This window comes from Pantoea sp. R102 (assembly GCF_004916815.1).
Taxonomy (GTDB): Bacteria; Pseudomonadota; Gammaproteobacteria; order Enterobacterales; family Enterobacteriaceae; genus Pantoea; species Pantoea dispersa.
The window spans coordinates 1-22,970 of sequence record NZ_SDFT01000023.1 but is presented as its reverse complement, the minus strand read 5'-3'; the positions used below and the strand labels follow the sequence as shown (position 1 = coordinate 22,970).

The 22,970-nt window shown below is 58.2% G+C and carries 18 protein-coding genes; 5 read left to right on the top strand and 13 right to left on the bottom strand.

Annotated elements, in window-relative coordinates:
- From ERD80_RS03230 to trxA, 7 genes are all read right to left on the bottom strand, one after another.
- A partial coding sequence (locus ERD80_RS03230; RefSeq protein WP_136545711.1) for a GDP-mannose 4,6-dehydratase occupies positions 1-635 on the bottom strand: 635 nt, incomplete at its 3' end.
- Positions 632-1,891: a UDP-N-acetyl-D-mannosamine dehydrogenase gene (gene wecC / locus ERD80_RS03225; protein WP_088516569.1), complete on the bottom strand. Its 1,260-nt coding sequence runs from the start codon at positions 1,889-1,891 to the stop codon at positions 632-634. The genes ERD80_RS03230 and wecC, both read right to left, overlap by 4 nt.
- Positions 1,892-1,893: 2 nt before the next feature.
- Complete coding sequence (gene wecB / locus ERD80_RS03220) at positions 1,894-3,018, bottom strand: UDP-N-acetylglucosamine 2-epimerase (non-hydrolyzing) (protein WP_058758100.1); 1,125 nt, start codon at positions 3,016-3,018, stop codon at positions 1,894-1,896.
- Positions 3,019-3,028: 10 nt separating this feature from the next.
- Positions 3,029-4,078, bottom strand: coding sequence for an ECA polysaccharide chain length modulation protein (gene wzzE / locus ERD80_RS03215; protein WP_021506989.1), 1,050 nt, complete (start codon positions 4,076-4,078; stop codon positions 3,029-3,031).
- A gap of 37 nt (positions 4,079-4,115) precedes the next feature.
- A complete protein-coding gene (gene wecA / locus ERD80_RS03210; protein WP_021506990.1) occupies positions 4,116-5,192 on the bottom strand; it encodes a UDP-N-acetylglucosamine--undecaprenyl-phosphate N-acetylglucosaminephosphotransferase in 1,077 nt (358 codons plus the stop codon).
- A 280-nt stretch (positions 5,193-5,472) separates the two neighbouring features.
- On the bottom strand, positions 5,473-6,732 hold the full coding sequence (rho, locus tag ERD80_RS03205) for a transcription termination factor Rho (RefSeq protein WP_021506991.1): 1,260 nt from the start codon (positions 6,730-6,732) through the stop codon (positions 5,473-5,475).
- 346 nt (positions 6,733-7,078) lie between these two features.
- Positions 7,079-7,411, bottom strand: a complete 333-nt coding sequence (trxA, locus tag ERD80_RS03200) for a thioredoxin TrxA (protein ID WP_021313352.1) — start codon at positions 7,409-7,411, stop codon at positions 7,079-7,081.
- Between the two features lie 116 nt (positions 7,412-7,527).
- On the opposite strand from trxA, the gene rhlB reads away from it, so the two are divergent.
- Complete coding sequence (gene rhlB, locus ERD80_RS03195) at positions 7,528-8,823, top strand: ATP-dependent RNA helicase RhlB (protein WP_031279615.1); 1,296 nt, start codon at positions 7,528-7,530, stop codon at positions 8,821-8,823.
- 6 nt (positions 8,824-8,829) lie between these two features.
- Positions 8,830-10,314 carry an exopolyphosphatase gene (gene ppx, locus ERD80_RS03190; protein ID WP_059010791.1) on the top strand — a complete coding sequence of 495 codons (1,485 nt, stop codon included), beginning with the start codon at positions 8,830-8,832 and terminating at the stop codon, positions 10,312-10,314.
- A 141-nt stretch (positions 10,315-10,455) separates the two neighbouring features.
- On the opposite strand, the gene rep is transcribed toward ppx, so the two are convergent.
- Positions 10,456-12,477: a DNA helicase Rep gene (gene rep / locus ERD80_RS03185; protein ID WP_136545710.1), complete on the bottom strand. Its 2,022-nt coding sequence runs from the start codon at positions 12,475-12,477 to the stop codon at positions 10,456-10,458.
- Between the two features lie 163 nt (positions 12,478-12,640).
- Between rep and ppiC the strand changes: the two genes are divergently transcribed.
- Positions 12,641-12,922, top strand: a complete 282-nt coding sequence (ppiC, locus tag ERD80_RS03180) for a peptidylprolyl isomerase PpiC (RefSeq protein ID WP_058758095.1) — start codon at positions 12,641-12,643, stop codon at positions 12,920-12,922.
- Here ppiC and ERD80_RS03175 read toward each other — a convergent pair whose 3' ends face one another.
- The gene (locus ERD80_RS03175; RefSeq protein WP_136545709.1) at positions 12,923-14,983 is read right to left on the bottom strand and encodes an AsmA family protein; all 2,061 of its coding nucleotides are present in this window, start codon (positions 14,981-14,983) and stop codon (positions 12,923-12,925) included.
- A gap of 61 nt (positions 14,984-15,044) precedes the next feature.
- Positions 15,045-15,818 (bottom strand): cyclic-guanylate-specific phosphodiesterase, encoded by a 774-nt coding sequence (gene pdeH / locus ERD80_RS03170; RefSeq protein WP_021506997.1) that lies wholly within the window; start codon positions 15,816-15,818, stop codon positions 15,045-15,047.
- A gap of 283 nt (positions 15,819-16,101) precedes the next feature.
- Between pdeH and ERD80_RS03165 the strand changes: the two genes are divergently transcribed.
- Entirely contained in the window at positions 16,102-17,040 is a 939-nt protein-coding gene (locus ERD80_RS03165; protein ID WP_059010798.1) for a sugar kinase, read from the top strand.
- Between the two features lie 396 nt (positions 17,041-17,436).
- Complete coding sequence (locus tag ERD80_RS03160) at positions 17,437-18,309, top strand: alpha/beta hydrolase (RefSeq protein ID WP_058758092.1); 873 nt, start codon at positions 17,437-17,439, stop codon at positions 18,307-18,309.
- Positions 18,310-18,444: 135 nt separating this feature from the next.
- On the opposite strand, the gene ERD80_RS03155 is transcribed toward ERD80_RS03160, so the two are convergent.
- The 3 genes from ERD80_RS03155 to ERD80_RS03145 form a co-directional block, all read right to left on the bottom strand.
- Positions 18,445-19,959: a pitrilysin family protein gene (locus tag ERD80_RS03155; protein ID WP_058771050.1), complete on the bottom strand. Its 1,515-nt coding sequence runs from the start codon at positions 19,957-19,959 to the stop codon at positions 18,445-18,447.
- Between the two features lie 242 nt (positions 19,960-20,201).
- A complete protein-coding gene (locus tag ERD80_RS03150; protein ID WP_031279619.1) occupies positions 20,202-21,482 on the bottom strand; it encodes a dicarboxylate/amino acid:cation symporter in 1,281 nt (426 codons plus the stop codon).
- A gap of 232 nt (positions 21,483-21,714) precedes the next feature.
- On the bottom strand, positions 21,715-22,970 hold a 1,256-nt coding region (locus tag ERD80_RS03145; protein WP_136545708.1), incomplete at its 5' end, for an EAL domain-containing protein.

Below are 22,970 nucleotides of genomic sequence, written 5' to 3'. Positions count from 1 at the left end.
TTACCGGCCAGCGCATTGATAATGGTGAGGGGAATCAGTTTTTCCGGGAAATGGTAAGGCCCGTAGTTGTTGGAACAGTTGGTGACCACCACAGGCAGTCCGTAGGTGCGCAGCCACGCACGCACCAGATGGTCGCTGCTGGCTTTGGTCGCCGAGTAAGGGCTGCTCGGGGCGTACGGCGTGGTTTCGGTAAAGAAATCTTCCGTGCCGTGCAGATCGCCAAACACTTCGTCGGTGGAGATATGGTGCAGGATGAAGCCTTTCTTGCGCTCATCCGTCATGCCGTTCCAGTAATGGCGCGTCGCCTCCAGCAGCTGGTAGGTGCCGACAATATTGGTTTCGACAAAGGCGATTGGCCCGTCAATCGAGCGGTCCACGTGACTCTCTGCCGCCAGATGCATGATGCAGTCCGGCTGGTACTGCGCCAGCACGCGATCCAGCGCGGCGCGGTCGCAGATATCGACCTGCTCAAAAGCAAAGCGTGCATCCTGCTCAACCGGTGCCAGCGACGCCAGATTGCCGGCATAGCTCAGCTTATCCACCGCCACCACCCGGTGGTCGGTATTGGCAATCAGGAAGCGCACCAGCGCGGAGCCAATAAAACCGGCGCCGCCGGTAACTAAAAACTGTTTCATCGCCAGACTCCTTTGGTATCCACAATCCACGGCTGCGTCACCTGTTCAGGGGTGACGGCGCGGAACTGCGCATGATCGACCAGCATCACCAGGATGTCGGCGTGTTGCAGGGCATCAGCCAGCGACACCAGCGTAGCGCGTTCGGCGAGCTGCGGCGGAATATCCGCCACATGCGGCTCGACCACCCAGGTGCGGCCGCTGTGCCAGCCCGCAATACGCTGCGCCACCGACATCGCCGGGCTTTCACGCAGGTCATCGATATTAGGTTTGAATGCCAGACCGAAGCAGGCGATAGTCACGTCCGTGGCACGCTTGCCGCTGGCCGTCAGGCACTCGGCCAGCGCCTGTTTAACCTGATCCAGCACCCAGCCCGGCTTGGCATCGTTGACCTCACGCGCGGTTCGGATCAGCCGTGCCTGCTGCGGGTTTTGCGCCACGATAAACCACGGATCGACCGCAATGCAGTGGCCGCCAACGCCCGGTCCCGGCTGCAGGATATTGACGCGCGGATGGCGGTTCGCCAGCGCAATCAGTTCCCACACGTTGATCCCCTGTTCGGCGCAGATCAGCGACAGTTCGTTGGCAAAGGCGATGTTCACATCGCGGAAACTGTTTTCCGTCAGCTTGCACATCTCTGCGGTGCGCGCGTTAGTTTCCACACACTCGCCGCGCAGGAAAATGCGATACAGCTCGCTGGCGCGCGCCGAACAGGCCGGCGTCATGCCGCCAATCACGCGGTCATTTTCCAGCAGCTCGACCATCACTTTCCCCGGCAGCACGCGCTCCGGGCAGTAAGCGATAAAAACGTCAGGCTGCTCGCCGTGCTGCGGGAAGCGCAGATCCGGGCGCGCCGCCGCCAGCCATTGCGCCATCTGTTCAGTGGCGCCCACCGGCGAGGTTGATTCGAGGATCACCAGATCGCCGGCCTTCAGCACCGGCGCAATCGACAGCGCAGCCGCCTGCACGTAGCTGAGATCCGGCTGATGATCGCCGACAAACGGCGTCGGCACGGCAATCAGAAAGGCGTCGGCAGCTTCAGGCTGGGTGGTGGCGCGCAGGTTGCCGTTGTGCACCGCTGCACGTACTACGTCGCCCAGCTCAGGCTCGACGATATGAATTTCGCCGCGATTAATGGTTTCCACCGCGCGCGCATTGATATCCACGCCGATGACCTGTTTCCCGTGCGACGCAAAAACGGCTGCCGTCGGCAGCCCAATGTAGCCCAGTCCGATAACGGAAATGGTTGAAAAACGCATAGTTAAACTCTGTGTTGTTTAAGTGCCTGCAGGATGCGCGCGCAGGCATGGCCGTCGCCATACGGATTGTGCGCGCGGCTCATCGCCTGCCACGCCTCGTCGTCCTGCAATAGCAGGCTGACTTCAGCAACAATTTTATTCACGTCGGTGCCGACCAGCTTCACCGTACCGGCCGCGACCGCTTCCGGCCGCTCGGTGGTTTCGCGCATCACCAGCACCGGTTTGCCCAGCGACGGCGCCTCTTCCTGGATACCACCGGAATCGGTAAGAATCAGCCAGGCGCGATTCATCAGCCAGACAAACGGCAGGTACTCCTGCGGCTCAATCAGAATGATGTTGTTGATACCGCTCAGAATACGGTTCACCGGCTCGCTGACGTTAGGGTTGAGGTGCACCGGATAGACGATTTGCAGCTGCGGATGCTGACGCGCCAGCTGCGCCAGCGCGCTGCAGATGCGTTCAAAGCCTTCGCCAAAGCTTTCGCGCCGATGGCCGGTAACCAGAATCAGCTTTTTACCGGCCTCAAGGAACGGGTAACGCGCCGCCAGGCGGGCATTGAGATCGGCATCATCCAGCACGCGATCACGTACCCACAGCAGCGCATCGATCACCGTATTGCCGGTGACGAAAATGCGCGCGTCGGGCAGATTTTCGCGCAGCAGGTTTTGCCGCGAATTTTCTGTCGGCGTGAAGTGATAGCTGGCGAGATGGCCGGTCAGGGTACGGTTGGCCTCCTCCGGCCACGGTGACATCAGGTTACCGGTCCGCAGACCCGCCTCAACGTGGCCCACCGGAATCTGATGGTAAAACGCGGCCAGGCTGGCGGCAAAGGTGGTAGTGGTATCGCCGTGCACCAGTACGACATCCGGCTGGAAGTCTGCCAGCACGGTCTTCATACCCTGCAAAATGCGGCTGGTGATCTCGGTCAGTCCCTGTTCGGGCCGCATAATATTGAGATCATAGTCGGGCTGCAGCCGGAACAGGCGCAGTACCTGGTCAAGCATTTCACGATGCTGTGCCGTCACGCACAGGCGCGATTCGAAGGCAGCATCCTGCGCCAGTGCCTGCACCAGCGGAGCCATTTTGATCGCTTCAGGGCGCGTGCCAAATACAGTCAGAACTTTCACGCGGATTCTCTTAGTGACGGTTGGCGAATGTTGCACGCGGACGACGCACCAGCGCTACGCCGGCACCCACCAGCGCACCGATCGCGCCCCACATCACCATCATAAACAGGCGACGTGGGCTATCGCGGCTGACCGGCTCTTCCGGCGTGCGCAGGTAACGGTAGGTCTGGAACGGTTTATCCAGACGCGGTCCGGCCTGCAGTGTGTTGAGCATCGCCCTGTTTTGATCATAGCTTAAATCGTAAGCAGGTCCGCTGGCTTGCAGGGTATCCAGCTGCGCCTGCAGCATCTGCTGCCCCAGCAGGAAGCGATCGCTGTCCGGCAGCGCTTCACCGCTGACCGGCGCGCGGTTCTCTTTAATGCCCTGCTGGCTGGCCACTTTCAGCGCCTGCTCGATGCGCTGGCGACGGCGATCAAACACCGCCTGTGCCACTTCCTGCTGACGGCTGACCTGCGCCTGCAGCTGCACGCTGCGCGCCTGCCACGCACCTTTGAGCTCATCATTGAGATGGCGCGCGGCGCGTTCGCTGGCATAGGCAATGTACTGCCGCAGCAGATTGTTAGCGTCGCCGGCGGTCTCCGCAATCAGCTTAATGTTATCCAGCGTATTGTGGGTGGCATCGGCCGGGGTGAACTGAATGTTGGTGATCAGATCGTCGAGCAGCGCGGCATCGTTGTGTGCATTACCGCTTTTGCGGCTCTTATAGTAATCAGTCTGCAGCCAGAAATCGCGACGCGTATCCCACGACGCCAGCTGCATGGTGAACTCCTGATAGACCTCATCCATCACCGTCGGTGCTGGCGTATTCAGGCTGACGGTCTCGTTGCGCACATCCAGATTATTGAGAAACTGCTGCTGCACAAAGAATGCGCCCAGCATATTCACCGTCGGCCGATCGGTCACCGCCGTGGCGCTCCAGGATTGCTTCATTAACATGGAAGCCAGCCACGCCAGCAGCGCAAACAGCAGCGCCAGGCCAATAATCCAGCCTTTGCCGCGCCACAGCGTGCAGCCGAGGCCGCGTACATCCAGTTCGTTCTCCACAACGACAGAGGTCATAACAAAAGTGTCCTTATCCGGGTACTTATCTGGGTAATTATTTTTTCTCTTCGCCGCTGCTTTGCCAGCGACGTTTGATACGACGGATTTTGCGCGCGACGCGCCATGCATGTTTCAGGCAATAACCGTAAAGGAGGAAAGCAGCGAGGAACAGCGCCAGCATGACCCACTCGGGAATAAATGCCAGATATTCGCCCAGCACGCCGATCCCGGCCAGCAGCGCGGCGGCCACGGTAATCAATAAAAAGGCCTGGCGGGAGGTAAAACCGGCCCGCATGATCAGGTGATGGATATGCTGACGATCGGCCGAGAACGGGCTCATGCCCTTGCGCAGGCGACGATACATGATCGCCACCATGTCCATCAGCGGAATAGCAATCAGCCACAGGGCGGTGACTGGCGTGATGGGATGGCTGAGGCCCTGCGTCGTTTCCAGCAGAATCCAGATGATGGTGAAGCCGATCATGGTACTGCCGGCATCACCCATAAACACTTTATAACGGCGGCCTAAAAAGCCGAGATTAAGCAGAATGTAGGGAATAGTGGCGGCGATCATCGCGAAGCACCACATCGCCAGGCTGGTCTGTCCGTCAAAATAGAGGATGATGCCCATCGCGGCGAAGGTGACGCAGGATAATCCACCCAGCAGACCATCAATACCGTCCACCATATTGAAAGCATTGATCGCTGCCCATACCGCGAACAGCGTCAGCACATAGCCGAAAGGCCCGACGATCAGCTCGACCGGACCAATGATAAACCCCAGGCTCAGTAAATAGAGTTTTGCCCCGACCATCATCACGATGGCGATCGCCGCCTGAACCACGGCACGGATTTTGACGCTGATATCAAAGCGGTCATCGAGCGCGCCGACCAGCACCAGTACCCCGGCGCAGAAGAGGTACAGCACGGCGTGCGGCAGATAATAATTTGAGATGGCAAAGGCGAAGCAAATCCCCGCATACACGGAGATACCGCCGACTAACGGAATGGCACCATGGTGTCGTTTTCTGGAATTCGGCGTGTCCACAAGCCCAATTTTTTTAGCCGCTTTACGAGCAAAAAACAGGAACGCTAAAGAAAAAAGAAAAACTAAACCAAGCTCAGTACTCATAGTGAGTAAATTCACGTTAACGCTCTCAGCTAAAATCATGGACAACAATAAGCAATTTTCCCGCCATTGCTGTATATCCCTGGTCTGAATTCTGTCGCAGCGCGTGCGTTTGCTGAAAAAACCGCCGCTTTGCTGCCTCAGTCAATATGTCTGCTTCCTGACAGGCATAATCCTAATGCCCACAAATGAAAAACGCCACGTTAAGACGTGGCGTTAGTCATAAATCCTGGCAATTTGTGCCGTTAGCCGGCTGGCTCAGGCCGTTACCGACGGCAACAGATTACGAGCGTTTCATCATATCGAAGAATTCGTCGTTGGTTTTGGTCATTGCCAGTTTATTGATGAGGAACTCCATTGCATCAATTTCACCCATCGGATGGATGATTTTGCGCAGGATCCACATCTTCTGCAGCTCTTCCTGAGAGGTGAGCAGCTCTTCTTTACGCGTACCGGAACGGTTGTAATCGATAGCCGGGAACACGCGCTTCTCAGCGATTTTACGTGACAGGTGCAGTTCCATGTTACCTGTACCTTTAAACTCTTCGTAAATCACTTCGTCCATCTTCGAACCGGTATCAACCAGCGCGGTGGCGATGATGGTCAGGCTGCCGCCCTCTTCCACGTTACGTGCCGCACCGAAGAAACGCTTCGGACGATGCAGGGCGTTGGCGTCAACACCACCGGTCAGGACTTTACCCGACGCCGGCACTACGGTGTTGTAGGCGCGCGCCAGACGGGTGATGGAGTCCAGCAGGATGATAACGTCTTTTTTGTGCTCGACCAGGCGCTTAGCCTTCTCGATCACCATCTCTGCAACCTGCACGTGACGCGAGGCCGGTTCGTCAAAGGTAGACGCGATAACTTCGCCTTTCACCAGACGCTGCATTTCGGTTACTTCTTCCGGACGCTCGTCAATCAGCAGCACCATCAGCACGCAGTCAGGATAGTTGTACGCGATGCTCTGCGCGATGTTCTGCAGCAGCATGGTTTTACCGGCTTTCGGCGGTGCGACGATCAGACCACGCTGACCACGACCGATTGGCGATGCCAGATCCAGCACGCGCGCCGTCAGGTCTTCGGTCGAACCGTTACCACGCTCCATGCGCAGACGGTTGTTCGCGTGCAGCGGCGTCAGGTTTTCAAACAGAATCTTGCTACGGGCGTTTTCTGGCTTGTCGTAGTTAACTTCGTTAACTTTCAGCAGCGCAAAATAGCGTTCACCTTCTTTCGGTGGGCGGATTTTGCCAGAAATGGTGTCACCAGTGCGGAGGTTGAAGCGGCGGATTTGGCTGGGAGAAACGTAGATATCATCGGGACCGGCGAGGTAGGAGCTGTCTCCGGAGCGGAGGAAACCAAATCCATCCTGCAGTATCTCCAGCACACCATCACCGAAGATGTCTTCGCCGCTCTTCGCGTGTTGTTTCAGGATGGCGAAAATAATGTCCTGTTTGCGCATACGCGCCAGGTTTTCCAGCCCCATATTTTCGCCGAGAGTAATCAGCTCAGAAACCGGCGTATTCTTTAATTCGGTAAGATTCATAGTGATGGGTTCTTAAACTCGGGGTAATTCTCGAAATGTTTGTCGTGAATGGTATGGCAAAAATTCCATGCCTGTTAATGGCTCTTTTTCAACGCTGCTCGACGGTTATCGTCAGATGTGGCGATAGGAAGCGAGGAGACGGTCGAAAGGTGATGCCGAATGTGCTAGCCGTCAGATTGCCAAACCACGAAAACGTTCAATGCGAGCTGGGTCTGACAAGGGAAAACTTTAGATGCAAACTACAAGGTAAGTGCGTAATGCAGTGAGGTCAACTTAACACGCCTGAAGGGAGACGTCCAGCAGTGGCGAAAAAATTCACCACTGCCGAACAAACACCGCGCCGGGATTAGGCCAGGTTAGCGTTCAGGAACTCTTTCAGCTGACCTTTAGACAGCGCACCCACTTTGGTCGCCGCCACTTCGCCGTTCTTGAACAGCAGCAGGGTCGGGATACCGCGAATACCGTATTTTGGCGCAGTACCTGGGTTTTCATCAATGTTCAGCTTGGCGATGGTAAGCTTACCGTCGTACTCTTCTGCGACTTCGTCGAGAATCGGGGCGATCATTTTGCAAGGACCACACCATTCAGCCCAGAAATCTACCAGCGTCACACCGTCGGCTTTCAGCACGTCAGTGTCGAAACTGTCATCGGTCAGGTGAACGATTTTATCGCTGCTCATGTTTAACTCCAAAGATTATGCCTGGCGAATTGGCGTAAAATATACCAACGTAGGTTGACTTTATTTCATCGGATACGCTTTCGTAAAGCGATAGTAAGCTGATATTCTACCACACTATGAGCAAAACACACTTAACAGAACAGAAGTTTTCCGACTTCGCCCTGCACCCACAGGTAGTGGAAGCCCTTGATAAGAAAGGCTTTCATAACTGCACGCCGATTCAGGCGCTCGCGTTGCCTTTTGCGCTTTCAGGGCGTGATGTCGCGGGTCAGGCGCAAACCGGTACCGGCAAAACGATGGCGTTCCTGACGTCAACGTTTCATTATCTTCTTTCTCATCCTGCTGCTGAAGGCCGCCAGGTTAATCAACCACGCGCGCTGATCATGGCACCGACGCGTGAGCTTGCGGTGCAGATTCATGCCGATGCCGAGCCGCTGGCACAGGCCACCGGCCTGAAGCTGGGCCTGGCCTATGGTGGCGATGGCTATGACAAGCAGCTGAAAGTGCTGGCAGACGGTGTCGATATTCTGGTGGGCACCACCGGACGCCTGATTGACTACGCCAAACAAAATCACATCAACCTCGGCGCCATTCAGGTCGTGGTATTGGATGAAGCGGATCGCATGTTCGATCTCGGCTTCATTAAAGACATTCGCTGGCTGTTCCGCCGCATGCCGCCGGCCACCCAGCGCCTGAGTATGCTGTTCTCGGCCACGCTTTCTTATCGCGTACGTGAACTGGCGTTCGAGCACATGAACAACGCCGAATACGTTGAAGTTGAGCCCGAGCAGAAAACCGGCCACCGCATTAAAGAAGAGCTGTTCTACCCTTCGAACGAAGAGAAGATGCGTCTGCTGCAGACCCTGCTGGAAGAAGAGTGGCCGGACCGCGCCATCGTCTTCGCCAACACCAAGCACCGCTGTGAAGATATCTGGGGCCACCTGGCTGCCGATGGCCACCGCGTGGGCCTGCTGACCGGCGACGTGGCGCAGAAAAAACGTCTGCGCATTCTGGACGACTTCACCAAAGGTGATGTGGATATCCTCGTTGCCACCGACGTCGCCGCGCGCGGCCTGCACATCCCGGCAGTTACGCACGTCTTCAACTACGACCTGCCGGACGATCGCGAAGATTACGTGCACCGCATTGGCCGTACCGGTCGTGCTGGCGCCAGCGGTCACTCCATCAGCCTGGCCTGTGAAGAGTACGCGCTCAACCTGCCGGCGATTGAAGAGTACATCGGTCACGGTATTCCGGTGAGCAAGTACAACAGCGACGCCCTGCTGAGCGACCTGCCGCCACCGAAACGCCTGCAGCGTAACCGCTCGGGCAACGGTCCACGTCGCGGTGGCAACAACAGCAACCGTCGCGGCGGTGCCCCGCGCAACAACAACCGTAAACGTTCGGGTTAAGCACACATGCTAAGCGCATCGTCACTTTATGCTGCGATTGATTTAGGTTCTAACAGCTTTCATATGTTGGTGGTGCGCGAAGTGTCCGGCAGTATTCAGACCGTCGCGCGAATTAAACGCAAGGTGCGTCTGGCGGCAGGTCTTGATGCGGCCAACCATCTCTCGGCTGAGGCGATGCAGCGCGGCTGGCAGTGCCTGCGTCTGTTCTCCGAGCAGTTGCAGGACATTCCCCCGGAACAAATCCGCGTGGTGGCAACCGCCACGCTGCGCATTGCCAGCAACGCGCAGGATTTCCTGACTCAGGCGGAACAGATTCTCGGCTGCGCGGTGAACGTCATCAGCGGTGAGGAAGAAGCGCGCCTGATCTATCAGGGGGTTGCGCACACCACCGGCGGCTCTGACCAGCGGCTGGTGGTCGATATCGGCGGCGGCAGCACCGAGCTGGTGACCGGCGAAGGTGCGCACGCCACGACGCTGTTTAGCCTGTCGATGGGCTGTGTGACCTGGCTGGAGCGCTTCTTCAGCGATCGTCATCTCGCCAAAGAGAACTTTACCCAGGCCGAACAGGCCGCACGTGAAATGATCCGTCCGATTGCGCCGGCACTGCGAGAGAAAGGCTGGCAGATTTGCGTGGGCGCGTCCGGCACCGTCCAGGCGCTGCAGGAGATCATGGTGGCGCAGGGCATGGATGAGCGCATCACCCTGAGCAAACTGCAGCAGCTCAAGCAGCGTGCCATTCAGTGCGGCAAGCTGGAGGAGCTGGAGATTGAAGGGCTGACGCTGGAGCGTGCGCTGGTGTTTCCCAGCGGCCTGTCGATCCTGATCGCCATTTTCCACGAGCTGAGCATTGAGAGCATGACGCTGGCCGGCGGCGCACTGCGCGAAGGGCTGGTGTACGGCATGCTGCATCTGCCGATTGACCGCGATATTCGCAGCCGCACGCTGCAGAACGTTCAGCGTCGTTTCGCCATTGATGTTGAGCAGGCGGGCCGCGTGCGCCAGCTGGCAGAGAGCTTTTTCCGTCAGGTGAGCAGCAGCTGGAAGCTGGATCAGCGATGTCGCGATTTACTCCTCAGCGCCTGTTCAATCCACGAAATTGGCCTGAGCGTCGATTTCCGCCAGGCACCACAGCACGCCGCGTATCTGATTCGCCATCTCGATCTTCCTGGTTTCACCCCCGCACAGAAAAAAATGCTGGCCTGCCTACTGCAGAACCAGAGCGGCAGCATCGATCTGGCGCTGCTGACGCAGCAAAACGCCGTGCCACCGCGCATGGCAGAGCGGCTGAGCCGTCTGCTGCGGCTGGCAATCATCTTCTCCAGCCGGCGACGCGACGACACGCTGCCGGCGGTGCGTCTGCAGGCGGATGATGATGCGCTGCATCTGACGCTGCCGGCAGGCTGGCTGGCTGCGCATCCGCTGCGCGCCGAGCTGCTGGAGCAGGAGAGCCATTACCAGTCGTATGTGCACTGGCTGCTGACGATTTCCTGATCGAACCTGCTGCTGCTGCGTTGAAAAACGCCCGGCAACTGCGCTTTTACGCGAGTGAAGTTTGCTTTGCCGGGCGCTTTGCCTCTGCGGCGCGCGCAACGATTTTCGCCAGAGACCAGGCTTGCGGCTCTGACGAAATAATCACCCCTTCTTCGCGTTCTCCAGCATCGCACGTAAGCCGGCGACGCGCGTTTGCCCGGTTTTCACCCGCTCTTCGGCGCTGATCACCTTTTTCTCACGCTCCCACGCCACATCATCCTGCGGCAATTCCAGCAGGAAGCGGCTTGGTTCCGGACGCACCAGCTCGCCGTACTGACGGCGCTCGCGGCACAGGGTAAAAGTCAGCTCTTTCTGCGCGCGGGTGATGCCCACGTAGGCCAGGCGACGCTCCTCTTCGATATTGTTCTCATCGATACTGCTCTGATGCGGCAGCAGCCCCTCTTCCATGCCCACCAGATAGACATAGGGGAACTCCAGCCCTTTCGAGGCGTGCAGCGTCATCAGCTGGACCTGATCGAGCTCTTCATCGCTCTCGCCGCGCTCCATCATGTCGCGCAGGGTAAAACGCGTCACCACCTGCGCCAGCGTCATCGGCTCGTTAAGCTCGTCGCCCTCCAGCATTTCGGTCATCCACTGAAACAGCGTATTGACGTTCTTCATGCGCATTTCCGCCGCTTTCGGGCTGGGCGAGGTTTCGAACAGCCAGCTTTCGTAGTCGATGCCGCGAATCAGGTCGCGCACCGCATTCACCGGTTCACGCTCGGTGAGCTGAACGATTTCATTCAGCCAGTGGGTAAAGCGCTGCAGATGCTCCAGCCCGCGCCCGGAAAGCGTCTGTTCCAGCCCCATATCAAAGCTGGCGTTAAACAGGCTTTTGTTGCGCAGATTGGCCCACTCACCCAGCTTCTGCAGCGTCGCGGGGCCGATCTCGCGGCGTGGCGTGTTCACGATGCGCAGAAACGCGCTGTCATCTTCCGGATTGGTCAGCACGCGCAGATAGGCCAGCAAGTCCTTGACTTCCGGCCGCGAGAAGAACGACGTGCCGCCGGAGATGCGATAAGGAATACGGTTTTGCATCAGCAGCTTTTCAAACACGCGCGACTGATGGTTACCGCGATAAAGAATGGCGTAATCTTTGTACTGGGTTTTATTAATAAAGTGATGGGCAATCAGCTCGCCCGCCACGCGCTCAGCTTCGTGATCTTCATTGTTGGCGCTCAGCACTTTCAGCTCGCTGCCCTCGCCCAGCTCAGAGAACAGCCGCTTTTCAAACACGTGCGGATTGTTGGCAATGAGGATATTGGCGCATTTAAGAATACGCTGCGTCGAGCGGTAGTTCTGCTCCAGCTTCACCACTTCCAGCGCCGGGAAATCCTCTTTCAGCAGTACCAGATTCTGCGGCCGCGCGCCGCGCCACGAGTAGATAGACTGATCGTCATCGCCGACCACGGTAAAGCGCGCCCGGGCACCGACCAGCAACTTGACCAGCTCATACTGGCTGGTGTTGGTGTCCTGATACTCATCCACCAGCAGATAGCGGATGCGCTGTTGCCAGCGTTCGCGCACCTCCTGATTCCGCTGCAGCAGCAGGGTCGGCAGCAGAATCAGATCGTCGAAATCCAGCACGTTACAGGCTTTCAGATGCTGATCGTACAGCGCGTAGCAGTGGGCAAAAATCTGGTCGCGCTGCGATTTGGCGAGGCCGGCCGCGCCCTGCGGGTCGACCAGGTCGTTTTTCCAGTTGGAGATGGTGGAAATCAGCTGCTGCAACAGGGTTTTATCTTCTTCCAGCCACTGTTTGGTCAGATCCTTAAGCAGCGCCAGCTGATCCTGATCGTCGAACAGCGAGAAGGTCGATTTCATGCCGAGCGCCTTGTATTCGCGCTTGATGATCTCCAGGCCCAGCGTGTGGAAGGTTGAGATCATCAGGCCGCGCGCCTCTTTGCGTCCCAGCGTTTGCGCCACGCGTTCTTTCATCTCGCGCGACGCCTTGTTGGTGAAGGTCACCGCCGCGATATGGCGCGCCTGATAGCCGCATTCACGGATCAGATGGGCGATTTTATTGGTGATCACGCGGGTTTTACCGGAACCCGCACCGGCCAGCACCAGACAGGGACCGGTGACAAATTCGACAGCACGTTGTTGGCCGGGATTAAGACGCATAGAAAAACATCACTCAATTTAATCAGACAGGAAGATTTACATCGCGCCGTAGGGTGCGCATTGATGCGCACCTGAGCGCAAAGGTCGCCATCAATGGCGACCCTACAACTGAAGCGCACTACGCTATAATGCGTCGCACATTATACATAACGGGAACACCATCATGGCGAAAACCGCGGCGGCTTTACATATCCTGGTGAAACAGGAAGCGCAGGCGAAAGCGCTGCTGGCGCAGCTGGAAAAAGGCGCGAATTTTCAGCAACTGGCAAAAAAACATTCGACCTGCCCGTCCGGGCGTAACGGGGGCGATCTGGGGGAGTTTCGCAAAGGGCAGATGGTGCCGGCGTTTGATAAAGCGGTGTTCACCTGCCCGCTGCTGCAACCTTACGGACCGGTGAAAACCGCTTTTGGCTACCACATCATCAAAGTGCTGTGGCGTAACTGATCACTTTTTGCTTTTCATCTGCTGGAGTACGTTGCTGCACTGATTGTCATCGGTGTCGCTCGGTGAAATCAGCGCCAGCAGTGCGGCCGCCGGCGCGACCACCGCCCCCAGCGCGACGGCTGCGGCACCGCGCGCCAGCAGCGGACCGGCTTTGACTCCGGCATCCGGGTTTTTGAAGGTGCCGCGCACATACAGCGGCGAACGCAGCGTAATGATACGAATGCCCTTGCTCTCCGGATTGATCGACAGATCCAAGCGCTCATTAGCAAAGTTAGCGTTGCCGGTAACGTTGATCACCGCGTTCTCGGTATCGAACACGAACAGCCGCGGCGTCGCCAGTCCCTGACGGATATTCAGGTCGGTCGCGGCACAGTTGATGCGCACCTCATCGTCGCCAAACAGTTTACCCACCACATAGTTACCAACGTTCAGCCCGGCAATCTCCATCAGGCTGCGGCTGATCAGGCCATCGTTCATCAACAGTTTCAGCTCGCCATTGCTGGTGCCCAGCAGGTCGGCCACCGAATTGCCGGTGCCGGTCAGGCTGGCATCCCCGTTGAGCTGGCCGAGACTACGCTGCATGGCGGTGACATCCGGGAACAGCTGACGCAGCTGCAGCTTGCGCGCATGCAGGTCGGCGCGGCCGCGCATCGGTGAGCGATCGCCCTCCAGATGGATGGTCGAATTAATGCTGCCGCCGGCCATGCCGAAGCGCAGCGGATCCAGCAGCAGGTCGCCATTTTTCAGCTGCAGATGGGTATAGAGATCGCTGAGCGGCAGCTTGCTGCTGTGCTCGATACGCTTGCCGCTGAACTTCACGTCAGCGTCCATCACATCCCAGTTTTTGGTATCGAACTTGTCATGTGGCAACACGCGATCCGCCGGCTGGGTGCTGGCCTCACCGTGCTGCGCTTTGGCCTGCGCCGTTTTTTCACTGCCCTTGCCGGAGTTAACCCCAATCAGCGGCCCAAGGTCCGCCATACGCAGCTGGTTCGACGTCAGCTCGCCGCTCAGCGTCGGACGCGGTTTACCCTGACGGTAGCTGAGCGAACCGTGGATATCGCTGTCACCAATATGACCGTTGAATTTTTCGTAGCGGAACAGCGGCCCTTTCTCTTCATTGAAACGCGCAATCAAGTGGCCGTCAGTTTCATACGGTGGCGTGTCCGGCAGCAGCACGCCGGTTAAGCCGTACAGATTTGCCAGCGTGTCACCGGAGAAGCGCAGCCGCACATCCAGCCCGCCGAGATTGAGCGGATCCTGCAGGGTGCCATCCACGCGCACACGTGTGGTGCCATTGCGTACGTCGAGCTGCAACGGGAACGGCGTGGTTTTGCTGCGCAGCGACAACATACCGCCAATCTTACCGTCACCATCGAGTTTCTGGTTGTTGTAGGTCCCGCTTGCCTGCCAGCCAAACACAAAATCGCCGGCCCCTTTTTGCTGGTCGTTACCGCCCGCGACCTGCGCGTACGGCACCGGTTTGCCCAGCGGATTGATCTTCACCGTGACATCGGCTTTGTTGATGGCGTCGCGATAGCGCAGCTGTCCCTGATCGAACAGGATATTATCAAGGCGGAATGACCATGCCGAAGGCGGCGCGTTGGGGTCGCTGTTTTCGCTGCTGGCGAGGTTGAAGGTCCAGTTATTTTTCTTATCGGCGGTCTGCACCAGTCGCCCATCCGGCTGCTGCATCTTAATCCACGGCAGGTAAATCTCTTTGTGCAGCAGCGCCAGCGGCGCCAGCGTGGCTTCCACCCGCTGCAAATGCACCATTGTCACTTCCGGCACGCTGGGCGGATTACCGAGCATGACATCGTCAGCGTGCACCTGCGGCCACGGCACCCAGCTGCGCCAGCCTGGCTCTTCGCGATTGCGCACCCAGGCCACGCCAAGATCGCCGCGAATAGCGAACGGTCGGTTCAGTTCTGCCGAGACTTTCTGGTTGATGGTTGGCTTCAGGCGGTTCCAGTCAAAGGTGGCGATAATCACCACGACCACCACAACCAGCAACAATAAAATCCCGACCACCCAGCTAATTATTTTTCCTGTACGCGACATTTTGCCTCCTCCTTGCCCTTCCACGTCTCCTTAAAGATAGTCGAGACGCGGCAGAACGGAATTACGGAAGCTCAAGTACCAGGTTTTCCAGCTGGTTAAACGGCAGCGGACGGGAAAAATAATAGCCCTGTGCGGCCATGGCGGGCGAGTTGCGCACCTGCTGCCACTCCTCCTCGTTTTCCACCCCTTCGACGATCACGCCGTTACAGTAACGGTTAATCAGCGCCAGCAGCATGGAGAACAGCGAGCGCCCTTCATCACTGGCGCGCAGCAGCATAAACAGCTCGCGCGAAAGCTTGATGTAGTCGTAGCGCAGTTCGGTCAGCGCGGAGAAGTTGGCCATACCGGACCCAAAGTCATCCAGCCACAGCGGGCCCAGCTCCGGCATCTGCGCCACCATCTCTTCCTGCGGCAGCGCGTGGTGCTCAGTCAGTTCGAAGCGCACCCACGGCAGCTGGACGATCAGCGCGCGCACGGGCGCATGCTGCTGAATGGCCAGTAACGTGGGACCATCAATATTGACGGAGGCCACCAGTTGACGCTGGCTGAAGAAGGAAGCCCACTGTAATAACAGTTCAAGCTGCTCCTGGACGATGTCGAGACGCTGGGCAATGGTCAGCGCCTCGAAATAGTCTTCGGGTGACACGTTTTGCTCAGGTGCGGCGGGATGCACCACGGCGGTAAGCAGTTCAATAGCCAGTAAGCGGCCAGAAACCTGGTAAATCGGCTGGAAAGTGTAGCACCGTTGGCACTGCTGCCAGTAGAGACGGGTTTCTTGTTGTTGCTCAAGTTCGGGAGAAAAAGGCAGCCGATGACTCAAATTCTTCATCACCATGGTGTTTTCCTGGTTGGTATTGAGTGCCTGCAAATAGCATCTCAGTGGCAAGTATCGGCTCTCCCCTGGATAACTTTATTGGTCTGCGCAGCCACACGAGCTGTTGAGTCTAGCAGCGTGTCTGCGGCTTAATCGGCAAAACAACCCCCGGTTTGGCCGCTAAATCGGTGCAGAAGCGCGGTTTTACGCCTTAAGGCAAATTAAAACAGCGTTTTAAAAAGCATTGACGACTGCCATACCAGACGCGAGACTAGAGCGCAGCATTCACTACAGGCCAAACACCATGACGCAGAAAACCATCGCCATTATTGGCGAATGCATGATTGAGCTGTCCGAAAAAGGTGAGAACATCAAACGCGGCTTTGGCGGCGATACGCTGAATACCGCGGTCTATCTGGCACGGCAGAGCGATTCCAGCCAGCTGCGTGTGGAGTATGTCACCGCGCTTGGCACCGACAGCTTCAGCGACCAGATGATCGCGGCCTGGCAGCAGGAGCAGGTGCACACGCAGCTGGTGCAGCGCCTGCCGGACAAAATGCCCGGGCTTTACTTCATCGAAACCGATGCCCACGGCGAGCGCACCTTTTGGTACTGGCGCAGCGATGCAGCCGCGCGCTTCTGGCTGGATAGCCCGCAGGCCGGGGCCATCTGTCAGCAGCTGGCGCATTACGACTATCTCTACCTGAGCGGCATCAGCCTGGCGATCCTGCCTCAGGCCAGCCGCGAAAAGCTGATGGCGCTGCTCAGTGCCTGCCGGCAAAACGGTGGCACCGTGATTTTTGACAACAACTACCGGCCGCGTCTGTGGGCGGATAGCGCCAGTGCGCAGCAGGCTTATGCGGCGATGCTACGCCACACCGATATCGCCTTTCTGACGCTGGATGATGAACACCTGCTGTGGGGCGAACAGCCGCTGGCGGACGTGATTGCGCGCACGCGCGCCGCCGGCGTGCAGGAGATTGTGATCAAACGTGGTGCTGACTCCTGCCTGGTGGCGCGCGGCGACGAGCCGCTGCGGGACATTGCGGCCATCAAACTGGCTCCGGCGCAGATTGTCGATACCACCGCCGCAGGTGACTCCTTCAGCGCTGGTTATCTGGCGGTGCGCCTCGCGGGTGGCAGCGTGGAGCAGGCCGCAGCGCGCGGCCATCTCACCGCCAGTACGGTGATCCAGCATCGCGGCGCGATTATTCCGCCCAGCGCGATGCCAAAAACCGTTTAATACCGCACACGAGTGTCGCGCCGCGCTGCCTGCTACGCGTCGCGACAATTTCCCCTCTGCCCTGACGGCAAATTGATTATTACGCTGAAAAATATCACCGCGAAAATTTGGCTTAATGACACAGATTCACCGGGCAATTTTTACTAATGACGCACGCCATCCAGCCGCCTCTCTGCCTGACGCTCACCACTTAAATGCCGCTAATCAGACTGATTTAAATTCAATGCATTACGACGATAAACCCGACCGCCAGGCATAGTCCGAAACTGGCGACGCCGGCGGTTTTCGGCTGGACGATCGCGCGAAAAAAGACCATGTTTTAATCAACCACAGCAGGAAGCTGTCAGGTCGACCGCGAACACAATAACGACAACATGACTCGCTCAGGACAGATTTATGCACACAGAAATTATCAATATCTGGCCGCACGGCGACGCGCCAGGCGCGAGTGACTCGCGCGCTCAGCCGCAGATCGTCGATTTGGCCAGAGAGTTCGAACCTTACGACCGCGCCGCCACCGGCGTGCGCTGCCCGGAGATGGCGATCTGGCATCCGGAAACCTCAAACGGTATCACCCTGCTGGTGGCACCGGGCGGCGGGTATCAGCGCGTACTGATCGACCGCGAAGGCAGCGCCCTCGCCACCTTTTTCACCTCGATGGGCTACACGCTGGCGGTAATGACTTATCGCCTGCCGTACGACGGCCATCATGAAGGGCCGGATGCGCCGCTGGCCGATGCCCAGCGTGCGGTGCGCGTGCTGCGCGAGCGCTCACAGCGCGGCCTGAACGGAAAGTACATCGTGATGATGGGCTTTTCCGCTGGCGGGCACGTGGCCGCCAGCCTCGGCACCCGTTTTGGCGAAAAAATCTATCCATTGCAGGATCAGGCCGACAGCCTGTCACCGCGGCCTGATGCGATGGTGCTGCTCTATCCGGTCATCAGCATGCGCGACGGTCTGGCGCATGAAAGTTCACGCACCCGCCTGCTGGGCGCGTGGCCGGATCAGAAAAGCATTGATGCTTATTCGCTGGAGACGCGCGTGCACGGCCAGACGCCGCCGACGCTGCTGATCCACGCCGCTGACGATGAGACGGTTTCCGTTAATAACAGCATGGTGTTTTTTAGTGCCCTGCGTGAGCACAAGGTGCCGGCGGAAATTCACTTTTATCAGAAAGGCGGCCACGGCTTTGGGATTCGTGGCGTGGCGGATCTGCCGCTGGCCAGCTGGCCGATGCTGGTGACCGAATGGCTGCGCGCAAAGACCTGATGCCCCTGCTACGTTGAACCGCAGCGCCGCTGGCGGCGCGCGTTCATCCCGTTCGCTTACGTAAGCTCCTGAGGATGAACACTCGTGCCGCCTTGCTGCAGCGCACCTTACTTGCGGGGACTCATGCGCCCTGTGTTATGACGAGGGTTGAGCCGGATCGGTCGCGCTCGCGCTGCCATTATTTTCGGGTTTAGCTTCGTCCGGGGTAGCAGCGGCGGCAGGCGCATCCGGAACCTTCATCACCTTGTCCCAGCTGTCCTGCAGCATCCTGACGTTGGTTTCGGGCTCACCCTGCGGCTGAATCAGCACCATGGTGAGCTCCTGCGTTAACTGCTGGCGCAGCTCCTGGTTGAGCTGGTCGCGCGTTAACTCACTGAGAAACGCCTGACGCAGTTTCTGGTACTGCTCCGGCGCGATATCCACCACGGAATTCTGCTGCGAGCGCAGACGTTGCCCCATCAGAATATCGGTGTCGGTGCGCGCGTAGGTAGCAAACAGTTTGTTCAGTTCCAGCAGCTTTTGCGCCATCAGCGCATCAAACTCCTCCTGCGGCAGACCTTTGTCACGCACGGTGGCCAGCTCACGCGCCACCTGGTTCAGGTTCTGCGCCAGCGACGCGTTAGGCGAATCCATGTTTATGGCGCACTGCGCACGCTGATACAGCACGCGACAGTCGAAACCAACCTGCACGTTTTGCGCTTTGCTGTCGGCCAGCGCGCGCTGGACGTGCCAAAACAGCGCTTCGCGCGCCAGATCGCTCTGCCAGTAGCGCTGCAGATTCTGCGAGTCGCGGATCGGCTGCCATGGCGTATCCCACACCAGCGACAGGCGATCCTGCATCATGCCGCCGTTAACCAGGTTGATTGGCTGATGCGGCAGCGGCGACAGCGTGGGCAGCGCCGCGGGCGCCACCCGTTTGCCTTGCAGTGGCGAGAACGCTTTGTTGATCTGCTCCGCCATGCTGCGGCTATCCACGTTGCCCACCACGTACAGCGTCATGCCGTCCGGCGTGTACCACTGCTGGTAAAAGGCATTAAGCTGCGCGATATCCACCGGCGCGCGCGGCTGTTCGCCCGGATCATGCGCCAGCATGGTCGACCCTTTCAGGCGATAGCGCCACCACACATCCTGCGTATTGGGCGGCCAGGTCGCGATGGGATCGGTGGCGGTCAGCGCGGTCGACACCACCTGCTCATTGATGGTCATTTTACCGGCGGTGGCCGCCAGCCAGCTGAGCGCCTCTTTCAGCAGCTCCGGCCGGTTGTTCGGCAGGCTGAGATTGTATTGAGTGAAATCATAAGACGAGATGGCCGGCGGCAGCGGTCGCTGTGGATCCATCGCCTGTTGCCACAGTGCGCGCTGCTGATTGGTATCCAGCGCGGTGTTATGTACCATCGCCAGACGCGGTAAAAGATGGCTGAACCCGGTTTGCTGGGCGCTTTCCACCAGCGAACCGGTATTAACTATCAGGCGCAGCTCGATGCGATCGCTCGGACGTTGTGGTGTGGTCAGCAGCTGCCAGCTGAAACCATTGTCCAGTTTGCCTTCCTGCCAGGCGGGATCAGGCTGAAGTGTTTCGGCGTGGACGCCGAAGCCAGATGCCGCAAGCAGCCATCCGCCAACCAAAAGCCGAATTCTGGTGCCCTGCATGTGAACCCCTACTCAAACAGATAAACGCTCGTGCGCGCCATAGGCGGCCGCTTTTCAGCGAACCACGGCGGCAGGCTGCCGCCACGTTTATTCAACGACAGACTCTTTGACCACAGGAAGGCCAGGATGTCGCGCGACGAGGAAAAAAATCGGGAAAAAAATCAATGGGGTTATTATGCAAATGCCCGCTGTCAGGGCAAGCGACAGCGGGCATTTCACGGCAAATTAACGCAAATAGAGGATTACGCGCTGGTCTGTGAAGCGTTATTGACCTTTTTCGCTGAAGAAAGCGTCGCTTTCATCTGCGCTTCATCCAACTGGCCGACCCACTTCGCCACCACCACAGTCGCCACACCGTTACCCACCAGGTTGGTGAGCGCACGGGCTTCCGACATGAAGCGGTCAATGCCGAGAATCAGCGCCAGACCGGCCACCGGCAGATGTCCCACCGCCGACAGCGTAGCCGCCAGCACGATAAAGCCACTGCCGGTCACCCCTGCCGCGCCTTTGGAGGAGAGCAGCAGCACCACTAACAGCGTGATCTGGTGGAAGACATCCATGTGGGCGTTGGTCGCCTGAGCGATAAACACCGCCGCCATGGTCAGGTAAATCGACGTGCCATCGAGGTTGAACGAGTAGCCAGTTGGAATCACCAGCCCGACCACCGATTTCTTACAGCCCAGCTTCTCCATCTTATCCAGCATGCGCGGCAGCGCCGACTCGGAAGAAGATGTACCCAGTACAATCAGCAGCTCTTCTTTGATGTAGGCAACAAACTTAAAGATGTTGAAGCCGGCCCAGCGGGCAATAATCCCCAGCACAATCACCACGAACAGTACGCAGGTGATGTAGAAGCAGATAATCAGCTGACCGAGCTGCACCAGCGATCCGACACCATATTTACCGATGGTGAACGCCATGGCGCCGAACGCACCAATCGGTGCCAGACGCATGATCATGTTGATCACGCCAAAAATTACCTTCGAGAAGCTCTCGATGACGTTGAACATCACGGTGCCGGCGTTACCGAGGCGATGCAGCGCAAAGCCAAACAGGATAGCGAACAGCAGCACCTGCAGGATGTTACCGCTGGCGAAGGCACCGACCACGCTGTTCGGGATCACGTCCAGCAGGAAGGCAATCACGCCCTGCTGCTCAGCCTGCTGCGCGTAGACCGCAACCGCTTTGGCATCCAGCGTCGCCGGATCGACGTTCATTCCCGCGCCCGGCTGGATCACGTTGACCACCACCAGACCGATAATCAGCGCGATGGTGCTGACAATTTCGAAATAGAGCAGCGCCACTGCGCCGGTCCGTCCAACTGCTTTCATGCTCTCCATGCCGGCAATACCGGTCACCACCGTACAGAAAATCACGGGGGCGATGATCATCTTGATCAGCTTAACGAAGCCATCGCCAAGCGGCTTCATTTGCGCGCCTAACTCAGGGTAGTAGTGGCCTAACAGGACGCCGATGCCGATGGCAACCAGCACCTGAAAGTAGAGGCTTTTGAACAGTTTCATAACAGGTGTCCAGGTATAGACGGCATTCACCGCCATTGTTATGGAGAAACGCATGCGGCAAGCCGCCTGGAAGCGTATGACCTTACCGATGGCGAGGAAAATAACACTCTGTTAACAGGATTAGTATACCCTTACATTCCTTACAAAAGTTACAAAACTCTAACTATGAACTGAAACGCTTCAGCACCCCATAACGGTGCAATTCTGCAAGGAAAATCAATAAATAAGGTGATTATTCAGACGGTGACGAGCTGGCCAGCCAGCGCTGGTTAAACACCGATAACGGCAGGGCTTCAGCATATAAGTAGCCCTGCCCGATGGTAATTCCGCGCGCCAGCAGCCAGTCGCGCTGCTCGGCGGTTTCGACGCCTTCGGCAATCACGTCGAGGTGGATGATGTCGGCAATTGCCGCCACGATGCGCACCATGGTGTCATCATCCGGCAGCGCGGCGACAAAACTGCGATCCATTTTCAGCTTATTGACCGGCAGCGCTTTGAACTGATGCAGGTAGTTGAGGTTGGAGTAGCCCATGCCGAAATCATCCAGCGCGACCGCCACCCCGGTTTGCTGCAGCGAGCGCAGCAGCGCCATCGCCTGTTCAGCATCGCCAATCTGCGCGGTTTCGGTGATCTCCAGCACGAAGTTACCCGGCGCAATGCGATGGCGCTCCAGCAGCCCCTGCAGGTGGCTCACCACGCTGGCATCGCGCAGCTGTACTGCGGAGATATTCACGCTGAGCGGCAGATTGATGCCGTGGCGCTGCCAGCCAGCGATAATGCGGCACGCCTCTTCAAATACCCAGCGGCCGAGCGCGGAGATGACGCCAATCTCTTCGGCACTGGCGATGAACTCTTCGGATAAACCATAGCTGCCGTCCGGCATTCGCATGCGCAGCAGCGCTTCTGCGCCGGCCAGCTCGCCGGTGGCCATATTGATTTGCGGCTGCAGATAGAGCGCAAACTGGCCATCCTGCAGACCCTGCAGGATGTCGTGCTCCTGGGTTAAGCGCTTCTGCGCCCGCTCGGTCAGCGCCGGGTCAAAGAACAGAATCTGGTTTTTACCCTGATGGCGCGCCGACATCATCGCCGACGTGGCGCGCGCCAGCTGTTCGCCTGCGGACACGGTGTTGTCATCATGCAGCGCCAGGCCAATGCTGGCGTTGGGGCGCAGCTGCAGCTGATACAGGTTCACCGGCTGGTTGATGCGTAGCATCAGGTTGCGCGCCAGCCGCATGGCGCGAAACGGGTTGTGCGCACGCTTCATCAGTAGCGCAAAGTCACTCGGTCCGGTCTGTGCCAGCAGCGTATGGTCATCAATGGTACTGCGGATTTTTTCCACCAGCGTCAGCATCAGCGTATCGCGTTGCTCATCGCTCAGGACGCCATTGGCTTCCTGCAGGGTTTCGATGCGGATCACCATCAGCCCCCACGGCTGCTGGCTGTGGCGATGGCGGATGTGCTGATCAAGCAGCGCCAGAAACAGCGCGC